Annotated in this window: 14 protein-coding genes and 1 riboswitch; of the genes, 4 read left to right on the forward strand and 10 right to left on the reverse strand. The window is 35.1% G+C overall.

Features of this window, described 5'->3' with window-relative positions; translation table 11 throughout:
* The 3 genes from ACIQ0M_RS05210 to ACIQ0M_RS05220 all read right to left on the reverse strand — a co-directional run.
* On the reverse strand, nt 1-822 hold an 822-nt coding region (locus tag ACIQ0M_RS05210), incomplete at its 3' end, for an NAD(P)H-binding protein (protein WP_396150428.1).
* A gap of 47 nt (nt 823-869) precedes the next feature.
* A complete protein-coding gene (locus ACIQ0M_RS05215) occupies nt 870-1,493 on the reverse strand; it encodes a MarC family NAAT transporter (RefSeq protein ID WP_396150430.1) in 624 nt (207 codons plus the stop codon).
* A 66-nt stretch (nt 1,494-1,559) separates the two neighbouring features.
* Nucleotides 1,560-1,988 (reverse strand): hypothetical protein, encoded by a 429-nt coding sequence (locus ACIQ0M_RS05220; RefSeq protein WP_396150432.1) that lies wholly within the window; start codon nt 1,986-1,988, stop codon nt 1,560-1,562.
* A gap of 195 nt (nt 1,989-2,183) precedes the next feature.
* Here ACIQ0M_RS05220 and ACIQ0M_RS05225 point away from each other — a divergent pair, with 195 nt between their 5' ends.
* Nucleotides 2,184-2,543 carry a CoA-binding protein gene (locus ACIQ0M_RS05225; protein ID WP_396150434.1) on the forward strand — a complete coding sequence of 120 codons (360 nt, stop codon included), beginning with the start codon at nt 2,184-2,186 and terminating at the stop codon, nt 2,541-2,543.
* A gap of 56 nt (nt 2,544-2,599) precedes the next feature.
* Here ACIQ0M_RS05225 and ACIQ0M_RS05230 read toward each other — a convergent pair whose 3' ends face one another.
* The 6 genes from ACIQ0M_RS05230 to ACIQ0M_RS05255 form a co-directional block, all read right to left on the reverse strand.
* A complete protein-coding gene (locus ACIQ0M_RS05230; protein WP_396150437.1) occupies nt 2,600-4,039 on the reverse strand; it encodes a sodium:solute symporter in 1,440 nt (479 codons plus the stop codon).
* Nucleotides 4,040-4,102: 63 nt separating this feature from the next.
* Nucleotides 4,103-4,630 carry a DUF4252 domain-containing protein gene (locus tag ACIQ0M_RS05235; RefSeq protein ID WP_396150440.1) on the reverse strand — a complete coding sequence of 176 codons (528 nt, stop codon included), beginning with the start codon at nt 4,628-4,630 and terminating at the stop codon, nt 4,103-4,105.
* A gap of 1 nt (nt 4,631) precedes the next feature.
* Nucleotides 4,632-5,843 carry a carboxypeptidase-like regulatory domain-containing protein gene (locus ACIQ0M_RS05240; protein WP_396150442.1) on the reverse strand — a complete coding sequence of 404 codons (1,212 nt, stop codon included), beginning with the start codon at nt 5,841-5,843 and terminating at the stop codon, nt 4,632-4,634.
* A gap of 109 nt (nt 5,844-5,952) precedes the next feature.
* The gene (locus ACIQ0M_RS05245) at nt 5,953-6,486 is read right to left on the reverse strand and encodes a DUF4252 domain-containing protein (protein WP_396150444.1); all 534 of its coding nucleotides are present in this window, start codon (nt 6,484-6,486) and stop codon (nt 5,953-5,955) included.
* A 4-nt stretch (nt 6,487-6,490) separates the two neighbouring features.
* Complete coding sequence (locus tag ACIQ0M_RS05250) at nt 6,491-6,949, reverse strand: hypothetical protein (RefSeq protein WP_396150446.1); 459 nt, start codon at nt 6,947-6,949, stop codon at nt 6,491-6,493.
* On the reverse strand, nt 6,936-7,445 hold the full coding sequence (locus ACIQ0M_RS05255) for an RNA polymerase sigma factor (RefSeq protein WP_396150448.1): 510 nt from the start codon (nt 7,443-7,445) through the stop codon (nt 6,936-6,938). Before ACIQ0M_RS05255 ends, ACIQ0M_RS05250 begins: the two co-directional genes overlap by 14 nt.
* Nucleotides 7,446-7,560: 115 nt before the next feature.
* Between ACIQ0M_RS05255 and ACIQ0M_RS05260 the strand changes: the two genes are divergently transcribed.
* Nucleotides 7,561-9,018, forward strand: a complete 1,458-nt coding sequence (locus tag ACIQ0M_RS05260; RefSeq protein WP_396150450.1) for a S41 family peptidase — start codon at nt 7,561-7,563, stop codon at nt 9,016-9,018.
* Between the two features lie 32 nt (nt 9,019-9,050).
* Here ACIQ0M_RS05260 and ACIQ0M_RS05265 read toward each other — a convergent pair whose 3' ends face one another.
* Complete coding sequence (locus ACIQ0M_RS05265) at nt 9,051-10,979, reverse strand: TonB-dependent receptor plug domain-containing protein (RefSeq protein WP_396150452.1); 1,929 nt, start codon at nt 10,977-10,979, stop codon at nt 9,051-9,053.
* Between the two features lie 78 nt (nt 10,980-11,057).
* A riboswitch (cobalamin riboswitch) is annotated at nt 11,058-11,308 on the reverse strand.
* 406 nt (nt 11,309-11,714) lie between these two features.
* Between ACIQ0M_RS05265 and ACIQ0M_RS05270 the strand changes: the two genes are divergently transcribed.
* Nucleotides 11,715-12,845: an ABC transporter substrate-binding protein gene (locus ACIQ0M_RS05270; RefSeq protein WP_396150454.1), complete on the forward strand. Its 1,131-nt coding sequence runs from the start codon at nt 11,715-11,717 to the stop codon at nt 12,843-12,845.
* Between the two features lie 80 nt (nt 12,846-12,925).
* Entirely contained in the window at nt 12,926-13,939 is a 1,014-nt protein-coding gene (locus ACIQ0M_RS05275; RefSeq protein ID WP_396150456.1) for an iron chelate uptake ABC transporter family permease subunit, read from the forward strand.

Here is a 13,939-nt window from a genome sequence, read left to right on the forward strand (position 1 = left end):
GTTGTCTTTACAAACGACTTCCATTTTCATGCTATCTACTAAATTCATGGCCAACTTGTAAGAAGTAGAGGTTACAAAATACAGCCAATAGGAAGATAATTTTGGGGTCATGACCGGTACGGTGTAAATCCAATTTTTGAATCCTCTGGTTTTGGCATACAATTGCATCATTTGTTTGTAGGTGAGCACATTTGGTCCGCCAATGTCAAAGGAGTCATTGTAACATTCTTCTTTCAGTAACACTCCCATCAAATATTGAATTACATCGCGAATGGCAATGGGTTGTGTTTTGGTAAGCACCCATTTTGGGGTAATCATCACGGGCAATTTTTCGCATAGGTCCCGAATGATTTCAAAAGAAGAACTTCCTGAGCCCACTATGATTCCGGCACGAAGTACAGTGACATTATAGTTTCCTTGGTATAAAATATCTTCTACATTTTTACGGGATTGTAAATGCTTCGACAGCGTATTGTTGTTTACAATACCACTTAAATAAACCACTTGCTTTACGCCGATATGATTCATGTAGTGATTAAAGTTTTCGGCTGCTTTTGATTCCATTGTGTCAAAAACTTGCGTGGAAGACGACATGGAATGAATTAAATAATAAGCCACATCAATATCTTTGGGCGTATTTTCGAGTGACACTTCTTCTAAAAAATCTACCTCCCAAATGGTAATGGAGTCCAACGTTGTTTTGTCTAATCCCAAACGATTCTTATCGCGAACACAACAAATGATTTCGTGATTTTTGGATAAAAGTTCGGGTAACAATCGTCTACCCACATAACCGTTTGCACCTGTCAGAAGGATTTTCATATCCGCTATTTTTCAGAAAGGTACTAAGAAAAACGTTTCAACAATCGTTAAATTGTTTTAAAGATGTTGACGATGGAACTACTGATGTATTGCACACCGATTGCAATTACAATGAAACCGATGATTCTGGAAATCGCCACAATTCCTGACGCACCTAATATTCTGGAGAGGTAATGAGCACTTTTTAGGACTAAGAAAATTACTAAGGCAACTCCTAAAATGGCTAAACACGCAATTACTTTTTCACTTATTTTGGTGTAATCTTGATAAAATGCGATTAGTAACGAGATGGAACCCGGTCCTGCTAACATTGGAATGGCAAGAGGCGTTAAGGCAATTTGATTGCGAGTTTGAGCATCGCTTTCCACTTTTTTATTTACTCCGCGGGTTTTGTTAAAGTTTCCGGTGAGTAGAGAAAACCCGGAGCTCACGATGATTAAACCACCGGCTATGCGAAGAGCATCGATACTGATTCCAAAAAAATTCAGGACATATTCCCCAATAAAAAAAGAAATGATTAAAATGATGAAAACATTTAGAGCAGTTAACAGCGAGACTCTGGAACGTTCCGCTTTAGTATAATCTTGCGTTAAACCCACAAAAATAGGAACTGCTCCTAAAGGATTTAAAACCGAAAACAAAGCCGCAAAAATGTAAATAAATAATTCCATTGTTTTTTTGCAAAAATAAAGACAACCCTCAAAAAATAGGGTTATCGAATGAATAAAACAAAGTTACTATAAATCGTCGATATAAGTGGGAGAATTATCTGTTTTAAAATTATTTAATTTTTCGATAAAGCTATTTACACTTTTGTTCTTGGGTGGAGCATCAATGGAAATATAATGATGATCCATGTGGAAAGTATAGGAATTAGCCGGTTTAAAAATGACTAACTTATAAAATGGAATCACCAAGGAGAAAGTTTCCAATAGCGATCGAAACCGAATGATTATCCCTTTCGGACGCAATTCTATATTGCAAAAATTACGGTTATTATCATAGGAAAGCAACGTTGCAATTTCCTCACTGGTTTTAGTAATATCCAATCGTGGAGAACCTATACCGTTTAATTTAATGTTATCCATCAACCCGAATGGTTTTCCGACCAAATCGTTTATTGCTTCATTTATCTTTTTTTCGTTGTAGGAGGTGTTTACGAGCATTTTTAATGTGTCAATTTGTGAATGTGTCAATTAGTCAATTTGACAATTTGACAATTTTAAAATAAAGTTACTTTGTAAAATTAATCAATTGATTTGATTGAATTGATTGAATTAATATAGGTTTAAGAATTGTTCTATTTTTAAAATGCAATGAAGTTTATAAAAAGCATTACCTTTGTGCTATAGATTAAAACAATGAAAAAAACCTTAGTTATTGGTGCTTCCACAAATCCGGAACGATATTCTTTTATGGCGATTAACAGTTTGGTTAAAAAGGAGCATGCCGTGGTTGCCATTGGTCAAAAGTTGGGTGAAGTAGCCGGTGTAAAAATCCAAACCAAACAAATTCCGTTTAAAAATATTCATACGGTAACGTTATATTTGAATCCAAAGGGGCAACGAGATTATTACAATTACATTGTTGGGTTGCAACCCAAACGCGTTATTTTTAATCCCGGGACAGAGAACCCCGAGTTTTATGCGTTGTTGGGTATTAATAATATAAAAGTGGAAGTGGCTTGTACGCTGGTTTTGCTTTCTACGAATCAGTATTAGCGGTTGTCGGTTGACGGTTGTCTGTTGTAAGTTATCGGTTGTCTGTAAATTGCAATTTACTTTCTACGAATGAGCATTAATCCAATAAAAGTCAGTAATCCATTCACGATTAAGATTTCAAATCCAAATTCAAATCCAAACCAAGCTTTGCTTTTCAGGTTGAGCACAACTGATAAAATGACAGCGAAAATGGAGACAATAGGCACCCATTTGTCTTTTACCTTCCATTTGGTGAATAGTCCAAAACTATACAATCCGAGTAGTGGGCCGTATGTGAAACCGGCGAATTTTAATACTTTATCAATAATACTGGCGTCATCTACAAAGTATTTGAAGCCTAAAATGACTAAGACAGAAACTACGACAAACATTTTGTGAATTTGTTTGCGGATGACAACTTGTTTTACAGAATCATATTTTTTTTCAATTTCTAAAATATCGATGCTAAAGGACGTTGTAAGTGAAGTTAACGCACTGTCTGCACTCGAATAAGCTGCGGCAATTAACCCTAAGATAAAGAAAAATGCCACGCCAACGCCTAAGTATTCATTGGCCAGAATAGGGAAGAGCTGGTCTTTATGAGCGTCGATGTTATATTTTACAGCATATTCTGTGAATAATAATCCCATGACTAAGAAAAGAAAATTCACAAAAGTGAGTACGATGGTAAACCAAAACATGTTCTTTTGAGCGTCTTTTAGGCTGCGGCAGGTGAGGTTTTTTTGCATCATATCTTGATCTAAACCAGTCATTACAATCGCAATAAAGGCTCCGGATAAAAATTGTTTCCAAAAATAATTGGGCGAATGAACATCATCAAAAAAGAAGGTTTTAGAAAAATCACTTTCTGCAATGAAACCTGAAATAGTTGAAATGTTTAATCCTAAATCCTGTGAAACGATGACAATGCAAAATACCACAGACGCCAACATGAAAAATGTTTGCAAAGTATCCGTCCAAATAATGGTTTTGATACCTGACTTGTTTGTGTATACCCAAATCAACAGAATGGTGACACTTACGGTTATCCAGTAGGGTACATTGAGTTTGTCAAAAACGAGTGTTTGTAATACATCAGCCACTAACATCAGCCGTAAATTGGAGCCTACTGTTCTGGAAATGATAAAAAACCATGCTCCTGTTTTGTAAGCATTATTTCCAAATCGATCGCCTAAATAGGTGTAAATGGAAGTAAGATTTAATCGGTAATAGAGTGGTAGTAAAACGGTTCCAATGATAAAGTACCCTACAATGTAACCGAGCACCAATTGAAAATAAACAAATTGAGACGCTTCTACTTTTCCGGGAACGGAAATAAATGTTACACCTGAGAGCGATGCTCCAATCATTCCGAAGGCTACCAAATACCATGGAGAGTTTTTGTTGGCTTTAAAAAACGCGTCGTTTCCTTCGTCTTTTTTACTGATTAAAGTGGAAATTAAAATGAGTAAGCCAAAATAGCCGAGAATGAGTAGTAGAATAGAAATCGGTTCCATTTGTAATTTTTAATTGGTTTGCAAATTACAAAAAGGAACCGGTTTTTAAATTAGAACTTATTTTTATTTGAAAATTCCTTCCAACGGTTTCAGTTGTTCCATGTCGATGTCCGATTTTTGAAGGGCACTTAATAGCGTCATAAAATCTTCGGGATTCATTTTGTCGCCCAAAATGCGAACAATGGCAAAACCATTTTCGTCTTTACTTCCGTAGAGCACAAATTCTTCGATGGCATCATCTTTCCCAACAAAATAGACGGCTGCACCTTCTTTCCCGGAACCAAATTTCATTAGTTGCTGGTATTTTTCGTCTTTTAAAATTTCCTTCACTTTGGTTCGTTCGCCATCAAATTTCGTTTTGTTTTCGTCATTGATTTTGAAGGCCAAAATATTCATTTTTTTGAATGTTTTTAAGGCTTCTTGTTGTTCAGTTGACAATGCATCCGGTTTGATGTTCAAGATGCTTGGCGACATATCTACCGAAATAAAATCGCTTGATTCAGTTTTTTCAACAAAATATTTTTGTAAGCTCGGTTCTTTTTCACAAGCGATAAAACTCATCAGCAGCAGTGATAAAACTATTTTTTTCATGTTATTTACTTTTTAAGGTTTGTAAAATTCGCTCTTCGTTTTCTGAAAGCGGTAATGTACTATTGGTTTCCCAGAAATTTTCTGTAAAATTCATGCCGTTTGAATATAAATTTCGCTCTTTAAAAAATTTATTTTTTTCTGGTATTGCAGTCACATTATCATTAAAATCGGTGACAACCAAATCACTAACACTCATCATTCTATCATTCATTTGCTTACCAAATTTAATATGAATATCAAGAATGGATTTTCGATAGCTCGGAATATATTTTCCATTTAAGAACTTATACGTTTGTTTGATTTGTATATCATGAATGGCAAATTTCATGATTAACGCATTTACCGTTTCTACATACTGTTTATGTTTATCCGACATTTTTACATCAATATCCAACACAACTTTATTGGTTGGGTCATACGTTATTTTACCGACCAACAATGCTTTTTCAACTGAGGCTCTTGGTTTTATGTAAATCACTTCCAAAGCATTACCAAATTGATCTTTTTTAGAACGCAATTCAAATTCGTAATTTTCGTTGGCTGTGTCAGATGTAAGTCTATCAATGTATTCATAGGTAAAAAAACCATTTGCAGCCTTTTGAATGTCAAAAAATGAATCTATTTCAGATAAATCTGCTTTTCCTTTTTTCTCTATTTCATCTGCGTTAGCCAATTGAAATGCACGACTTTGACTTACTATTAATTTACTTTCAACTTTTTCTTTCTTTTTGGGTTGAATATAAAAATCAATCAAACCGTCTGCGAATTTGGAATAGTTGTTGTTGATTTTTACAAATTCACGGTAATAGGTTTCCAGCTTTATACTTTTATCCAATTGATTTTTTGAGTTAGCTAAAATCCCTGCCAGTATTTGATTGATTGGTTTGTTGGTCACAATTACTTCCTCCAACGCCATTTCATCTGTTTCTAATTGAATTGTAATTGGTTCGGCTTTAATTTCTGAAACCAAAAAGACTTGTGTTTTATAACCAATATGACCAATTTCAATTTTTTCAGCATCTTTTGGAATATAAAATTTAAACACACCATCGTCATTTGAAATAACACCTTGGGTAGAATTTTGAACAAAAATGTTCGCATACGGAATACTTTCTTGTGTAGTTTTATCCACAATTTTACCTTCAAAAATGAGCGTCTGTCCATGAACTGAAAATGTCATTAATCCGAAAAGAAGGAAATAAATTTTTTTCATGATAGGAGAGTGTGTTAGTTTTAGATGTTGACAAGGTAGGAATTTCCAATAAAAAAACTTTGCCAAAAATGGCTTTTGACAAAGTTTTCATCATTTTTATTTCAAAAGATTACTTATTTCCTTTGGATGCTTTTTTCAAACTATCACCACCGGGAAGATTCATTTGTTCGGTTAAGGCCGAAATTTCATCTAAATTGAAGTTGCCGGTTAATGAGAATAAAACCGTTTCATTATCTTTTGCATTTCCTTCGATGAACATGAACAATTCTTTTACGATAGAGTCATTGGCACCGGAACGCATGTATATTTTTACATTTTTTCCGCCATCTGAAATTCGCATTAACTCGTCCATACCGGCTGTTTTTAGATACTTATCAGCGGTTGCACGCATTTCAGCGGTTTGTTTTGAGCTAGATGTAATGAAAACTTTTAAGTTGTCAAGCTTTTTCAACAAATTCACATATTGTTGTGTTTCTTTATCATTGGCTTTTACTTTGCTCATCATTTCAAACATTTTTTTGTTGACGATGATAGTTTTTATATCTTCCGGTCCGTCAAATTTGTCAAAAGCGGATTGACCGAATAGTACTTGTGAAATGAATAATGTAGCAAATACTAGTACTGAGGTTATGATTCTAGACATTTTTTTATTTTTTAAAGATTAAATTTTTTGAGTTTTCGTATTCATTAATATAGTTTACACTTTTCATGCCAATGTTTACTTTTTCCGATAAAAGAGCTAACGCTTTTTGTGTTTCTTCAAAAGCTTCTTCCGGCGATTCAAAAGTACCTAGTTCAGCATTGGCAACTTGGGGTGGTTGGGTTGGCTTGTAGTTGAGGTAGGCAATGGTACCGATTGAGAAAAGTAAGCTTGCGGCAATCCCTATCCGAGCAACAGTAAATCGTTTTTTAGTTTTTAAGGATAGTGATGGCGTAAATTTTTCTTCTTTTTCAGTAGTTAGATAACCAAAAAGCGGTTTGTAGTGTTCTAAATGAGCGGCTACTTTTTCAGATGAAAAGTACTGTTTCAACTGAATTTCTTCTGCAATAGTGGTTTCTCCTTCGAAGTATTTTTCCAGTAATTGTTCTATTTTAGCTAATTCCATATTGATGGGTTTTAGTCATTTTTTCTCTAATTGTTTTTCGTGCTCGGGATAAATTTACCCTTACAGCAGTTTCATTCATATCAAGTATTTTCGCAATTTCTTCAAATTCATATTGCTCAATATCACGCATTTGAATGATTAATTTTTGTTGTTCCGGCAATTCATTAATCAATTTTTCAACCCAATGCCAACTGTCTTCATCTTCCACTTTTTTGTCTAAAGAAGCCTCCTTTGCCATGAAATTGTTGTGAACAATCTTCATATTCGATGCTCTTTTCGATTTTAATTGGTCCAAACAATAATTTTTTGTCATTGTCATGGCAAAAGCTTCCACGCTGGCATAATTTCCCAATCCATTTTTTTTATCCCACAATTTCACCAAAATGTCTTGCGTAGCATCCTGTGCTTCTTCGTTACTTACCAACAAACGCTTGGCGAGTCTGAAGACTTTATCCTTAAAAGGAGCAATCAACGTTATAAACTCATTTTGGTTCATTGGTCAGGTTTAAAACTTGGTTATATAGTCAAGACGAATGACAATCTTTTTTGTTACAAAGAAATTGAAATTAAAACTAAAGTTATTAAATTTACGTTCTTAAAAAGAAAAAGCTATGAGATTATTTTCAAAAATGGTTGCCTTGGCAATTCTTTCACTATTGATTTTTCAATCGTGTGAAGATATTGACGATAAGCCAGTTCCATCGGAATTAGAGATTAAAGATTTTATATGGAAAGGTTTAAATCTATATTATTTATGGCAGGCCGATCAACCTAAGTTAGCCGATGATTTATTTGCTACCCAACGCGATTTAAATGTTTTTTTAGAGGGTTATCCAACTCCGGAAGCTTTATTCAGCGATTTAAAAGTAGCTCCCTCGATCGATCGATTTAGCGTAATGTTTAGCGATTATAGAATATTGGAAAATGCGTTGCAAGGTGGTTTTAGAACAAATGGAATTGAATTTAGTTTGCGGTTTAAAGATGATACCCAAACGGATATTTTTGGTTATGTGCGGTATATATTGCCAAACACTAGTGCTTCCGGTCAGGGAGTTACTCGTGGGATGGTCTTTTATGCGGTGAATAACATTCCATTAACGGCATCCAATGAATCATTGTGGCGTGCGGCTTTCGGAGAAGATACTTATTCCCTACAATTTGCGGATTACGATGGAGGAAATATTACTCCCAATGGCGTATCGATGAGTTTTACAAAAGCTCAATACACCGAAAATCCTGTTTATTTAACCAATGTAATCGAAGTAGATGATAAACGAATAGGATATCTGATGTACAACGGCTTTTTTTCCAACTTTGAATCACAATTGAACCAAGCGTTTGGTCAGTTGAAAGCAGCTAATGTAACTCATTTAGTACTGGATTTACGTTATAATTCAGGGGGTTCTGTGGATACAGCAACTCGTTTAGCCAGTATGATTACCGGTCAATTCAACGGACAAGTTTTTGCCCGTCAGGTATGGAATCAAAAAGTAATGGATTTTTTTAACCAACAAAATCCTGAACAACTTATTAATCGTTTTACCAATTCTATTGGAAATGGAAATACCATTAATAGTTTGAATTTGAATAAAGTATATGTGCTCACTACGGGTTTAACAGCTTCTGCCAGTGAACTAATTATTAATAGTTTGAAACCTTATATTCAAGTGGTTCAAATTGGTACTACCACCGTTGGTAAAAATGATGGGTCGATTACCTTGTATGATTCACCAACATTTGGTTCAAGTAACAGAAATCCTAATCATCGTTATGCGATGCAACCTTTGGTTTTAAAAATAGCGGATAAAAACGGAAATGGTGAATACCAAGACGGTTTAAACCCAACGATTGAACAATCTGAAAATGTAGCTAATTTAGGTATACTTGGTGATCAAAATGAACCTTATTTGAATACTGCAATCAATGATATTTTAGCCAACGGAAGAGTTGGTAACCGATACATAGAATCGATTGATTTGCAGGTTGAAAACAGCAAATCAATGCGAAAACTAAGTGATGAAATGTACATTGAAAAAGTTCCTGAGGGATTATTTCAAATTTTAAGATAAAAAAAAAGGCTCCTCTTGGAGCCTTTTTTAATTTAAAACAAAAAGGTAAACCCGAGTTTTACATTTCGACCACGTGTGTTATAACCGATAGTTTCTTCAAATTCTTCATTCAAAATATTAATTACAGAACCAAAAAGGGTCATTCTGTTTTTCAATACATCATATTTAACCAAACCATTCAAAAGTTGATAAGAACCTAAAAAGACATCTGTTGTGGCAAATGTTCCGCCATCAAAAAAAGCATCTCTTCTGCCATCAACATATTGATAGTTCATGGAAAACAAAGTTCGCTCATTAGCATTAAAGTCTAAGGCAACATTTCCTTTATGTTTAGGAATTAAACGATTCAATTCTTCCGGAATATCCGTAAACGAATAATTTCCGGTTACTCGCAATTTAGTTGTAATGTTATAATTTATAGTAGTTTCAACACCACGAACTCGATTCTCTCCTTCAATATTCACATAATAGGAATCAAATGTTTCCGGGTCAAAGAAAAAACCAATTGAATTCGACTCTTCTCTGTAAAAACCAACAGCATTAAGCGTTATTTTTTTTTTCCAAAAAGCAGCTTCAAAACCTACTTCTGCGGTAGCGTTTTCTTCCGGTGTTAAATCTAAATTTCCAAAAGGTGAATACAACTGATATAAACTTGGGGTAATGTAAGCCGTGCTGTAGGAAGTAATTATCTTCAGAGGCAATTCTTTAAAATGGTACGAAGGATTGACATTACATACCAATTGATTGTCATACACCGAATGCAAATTCAACCTTGCTCCCGCATTAATGTGTAATCCAAATTTTGAATTAAAAACTGCCGTTACATAAGGGTCAACCAAATTAAATTTGGCATTTTCCCTATTAATCTCATCAAAAGGCGTTTGCGTTTTCATATCGTGAAACTGAAATTGCGTTCCAACGATTAAAAAGAAATTTTTATGAAAGTTGTATTTATTCATCGCATCCACACTAACACTTCTGGAAGTGTAAACATAGTGGTCTATTGCTCCCGAAAAAGAACTGAATTCATCATAACTTCTTTCTAACAAAGTAAATCCGGAATTTAGAATAAACACGCCTTTCTTGTACTTGTATTTTGGATTAAAACCAAAACGAAATTGTTCAGAAAGTGAAATATTTTCTAATACATCCGGATTGTTTACATTGTCAAACGGACCATCGTAATCCGTTTTCATTCGGTCGTAATTTCCAAAGAAATCCAATTTTAATTTTGAAGTAGCTTGAAAACCAATTTTTGCTAATGCATTCACTCTCGAAAAACGGTCTTCTTCAAAATTTTCTCCCGTTGCTTGTGAGATGCCTTTGGTTTCAGTGCTGTTCAACGAAGCATAATAATCAATTTTATCAACCGTTCCATTTAACCCAATACCTTGATTAAAATCTTGTGGATTGCCTCTAAAATTTTCACTTGTGTTTTGTGTGCCCAAATGCATGTAAGCATTTCCGGCAATTTCTTTTTTTGCTGCTTTTTTCAATGTAATATTAATCACCCCTGAAGCCGCACCGGTTCCATATAATGTACTCGCAGCACCTTTCATAATTTCAATGCTTTCCACTTGTTCTGCCGGAAGCAAACGCAAATCATACTCAAAATTAATCCCAGACGCATCGGTCATCGGAATACCATCAATCACAATCAGCACCTGACGGTTTCTTCCGCCACGAATAAAATAGCTCAAATTTTTTCCGTTTGCACTTTGATTACCATTCACTTCCAAACCAACGGCTTGACTTAAAATGGTGGCCACCGATTGACCTGTGTTTCGCTCCAAATCTTTTGCCGAAATTTTTTCAATAATTTTACCTGATTTTTCTTTGGACTGCTCAAATTTTGTGTCCGAAATCACCACTTCTTTTAACGAAATTGTGTCTTGTTGTGCCATGGCACACGTTCCCCATAACGCTACAATAGCGGTACAGTACCTGAATTTTTGATTCATTTTAAGTTAAAAATAAATTTACTAAAATGGGAGAAAAGCATAGAATTTACCCATACCCAAACCTTTTTTCCCGAAAGTTTGTTACTCAATGTATGTGGCAGGTCTCCTGGCTTGCGTCTTGTTGTTGGCCTTCTCATTCGCCTAGGCGAACAATGGCATGAAAGTGAACAACAAGCTAATTAGCTCACAGTTGCGGGTACAGCTCAGGATTTAAATTGGAGTAACTCATTTTCTGCTTACTGAAAACTGTCACTGCCAACTTTTTCACCTGATTCCCTTTTAATGCTCGGCCCAAAAAAGGCGTTGCAACCAAAATACGGGGCAAAAGTAAACATTTTAAGTAAACATTTCTTAATTTTTTTCAGAAGCTATTCCGGCTTTTCGTTCCAAGCTTTTTTGTCTTGTTGCTTTTTTCTAAGGCACAAAAAGAGCTCCCTTTGGTCGCTTTTTTGTACCAAGAAAAAATGCAACAATCCTGCAAAAGGCTTTCCACTACAATCCGGGCTAGGGGAGCCTGCTTCAAAGAAAACGGAATTAAGATTTGTCATTTTTCCTTATTCATCTTCACCCACAACCAAATAAAACCCACTACAAAATGAAGCACAATAATTCCCCCAACAATATACATAAACAAATTTGAATCCCGCATTGTGTTTTTTCTGTAAAGTTAAAAAGTCAAAATTTTCGGGAAGATAACATTTGTTACAAACCGTTATCTTTGCAAAAAATTGTTCCATGAAAAAGCTCATTTTATTTTCAATATTTTCTTTTTTCTACATTTCCTGTCAACAAAAAGAGAAAAAAAGTAAAGAAATCCAATCTCCCGAAAATTACATTCGCTACGCGACCGGACTTTCCATTCAAAAACAGGACGATTTTTCCATCGTAACGGTATCCAATCCGTGGCCCACATCCGATAAAAAGTACACGTATATTTTACACCAACCATCCGCCAAAATCCCGGATAGTTTACAAAAATACGCTGCGATTCAAGTTCCGATAAAATCGATTGTAGTTACATCCACCACGCATATTCCGGCTTTGGAATTATTAGGAGTAGAAAATAAATTAGTCGGATTTCCTAACACCGATTATATTTCTTCCGAAAAAACCAGAACCTTAATCGAAACCGGAAAAATCCGTGAAATCGGAACCAACCAAAGTTTAAACACCGAAGTTTTACTCGATATGCAACCCGATGTTATCATCGGTTTTGGTGTAGATGGTGAAAAGAAAACCTATGATAATTTGCAACAAAACGGTTTGAAAATTCTTTATAACGGTGATTGGACGGAGCAGCATCCGCTCGGTCGAGCCGAATGGATTCAATTGTTTGGTGTTTTATTTGGCTTAGAAGAAAAAGCAAATCAGGTTTTCAAAACCATCGAAAATGATTATTTAGCAGCCATTACATTAGCCAAAAAAGCCACTTCAAAACCAACTATTTTGAGCGGAGCAATTTACCAAGACCAATGGTATTTGCCACAAGGGAAAAGTTGGGCAGCCCAATTTCTAGACAATGCAGGCGGAAATTATCTTTGGGCAGCAACCGAAGGAACCGGCAGTTTATCCTTATCCTTTGAAACTGTTCTCGAAAAAGCCCAAAATGCCGATTTTTGGATTGGTCCCGGGCAATTTACTTCCTTCGAAGAACTCGAAAAAGCAAATCCCAATTACAAACATTTTAAAGCCGTTCAAAACAAAAATGTCTATTCGTTCAGTTCCAAAAAAGGAAGAACCGGTGGGGTAATTTATTATGAATTGGCTTCAAATCGTCCGGATTTGGTATTAAAAGATTTAATCAAAATTCTTCATCCGGAGTTAGTACCGGACTACGAATTATACTTTTTTGAAAAATTGAAATAGTTTATCAATCACATTTTAATTCGAGTCTTAGTATATTTACACCTTACTTTAGTTCAATAAATCCTAAATGGTTTAAATTAGTGTTCACTCAAAAAAATAAAATACTATTCATAGTTTTAGTTTTCGTTTTACTCGGAACGTTTCTCTTAAATGTTAGTTTAGGTTCCGTTTCTATTCCAACAATCGAAATTTTTAATTCAATTTTAGGCAACGAAATCAAAACATCTTGGGAAATCATTCTGTGGAATTTCCGACTTCCTAAAGCCATTACCTCCATTTTAGTGGGAATGGGCTTGTCCATTTCCGGATTGTTGATGCAAACGTTATTTAGGAATCCGCTTGCCGGACCTTACGTACTCGGTTTAAGTTCCGGTTCAAGTTTGGGTGTTGCATTTGTGATTATGGGAGCCGGATTTTTACCTTCCTTTTTAATCTCCGATTACGGAATTGTTTTGGCTTCTTCGTTGGGAAGTTTTTTAGTTTTAATGGCCGTTTTAGTCGTTTCCCAAAAATTACGCGACACGATGGCAATATTGATTGTAGGACTTATGTTTGGCAGTTTTACCAGTGCCATTGTGAGTGTGTTAAGTTATTTTAGCACAGCACAAGAATTACAGAAATTCACTTTTTGGTCGATGGGAAGCTTGGCTAATTTGCCATGGAATTCCATTTTAATTTTAGCTATTTGTTGTGGTTTGGGATTAGTGTTGAGTATTTTCAGTATTAAACCTTTAAATGCTTTGTTGTTGGGCGAAAATTACGCCAAAAGTTTGGGTTTAAATTTCAAAAAAACGCGATTCATTATCATTTTTGCTACAAGTATATTGGCAGGAAGCATCACTGCTTTTGCCGGACCCATTGCTTTTGTGGGATTGGCTGTTCCACATTTGGCTAAATTGCTTTTTCAAACCAGTAACCATTTTATCTTGTTTTGGAGTACTTTGTTAATCGGTGCCATTTTGATGTTAGTTTGCGATAGTATTGCCCAACTTCCCGGCAGTGATTATACTTTGCCTATAAATGCTATTACTTCTATGGTTGGAGCACCGGTTGTGGTTTGGCTTTTGGTTCGAAAGCAGAAAATAATGATTTAA

Source organism: Flavobacterium sp., from assembly GCF_044339515.1.
Taxonomy (GTDB): Bacteria; Bacteroidota; Bacteroidia; order Flavobacteriales; family Flavobacteriaceae; genus Flavobacterium.

Excerpts from the sequence above, each read along its gene's own strand:
- ACIQ0M_RS05235 (WP_396150440.1), bottom strand. The coding sequence starts at position 4,630 with ATGAAAAAAATAGTTTTATCACTGCTGCTGATGAGTTTTATCGCTTGT.
- ACIQ0M_RS05245 (WP_396150444.1), bottom strand. The coding sequence starts at position 6,486 with ATGTCTAGAATCATAACCTCAGTACTAGTATTTGCTACATTATTCATT.
- ACIQ0M_RS05255 (WP_396150448.1), bottom strand. The coding sequence starts at position 7,445 with ATGAACCAAAATGAGTTTATAACGTTGATTGCTCCTTTTAAGGATAAA.
- ACIQ0M_RS05225 (WP_396150434.1), top strand. The coding sequence starts at position 2,184 with ATGAAAAAAACCTTAGTTATTGGTGCTTCCACAAATCCGGAACGATAT.
- ACIQ0M_RS05240 (WP_396150442.1), bottom strand. The coding sequence starts at position 5,843 with ATGAAAAAAATTTATTTCCTTCTTTTCGGATTAATGACATTTTCAGTT.
- ACIQ0M_RS05250 (WP_396150446.1), bottom strand. The coding sequence starts at position 6,949 with ATGGAATTAGCTAAAATAGAACAATTACTGGAAAAATACTTCGAAGGA.
- ACIQ0M_RS05220 (WP_396150432.1), bottom strand. The coding sequence starts at position 1,988 with ATGCTCGTAAACACCTCCTACAACGAAAAAAAGATAAATGAAGCAATA.
- ACIQ0M_RS05230 (WP_396150437.1), bottom strand. The coding sequence starts at position 4,039 with ATGGAACCGATTTCTATTCTACTACTCATTCTCGGCTATTTTGGCTTA.
- ACIQ0M_RS05265 (WP_396150452.1), bottom strand. The coding sequence starts at position 10,979 with ATGAATCAAAAATTCAGGTACTGTACCGCTATTGTAGCGTTATGGGGA.
- ACIQ0M_RS05270 (WP_396150454.1), top strand. The coding sequence starts at position 11,715 with ATGAAAAAGCTCATTTTATTTTCAATATTTTCTTTTTTCTACATTTCC.
- ACIQ0M_RS05215 (WP_396150430.1), bottom strand. The coding sequence starts at position 1,493 with ATGGAATTATTTATTTACATTTTTGCGGCTTTGTTTTCGGTTTTAAAT.
- ACIQ0M_RS05260 (WP_396150450.1), top strand. The coding sequence starts at position 7,561 with ATGAGATTATTTTCAAAAATGGTTGCCTTGGCAATTCTTTCACTATTG.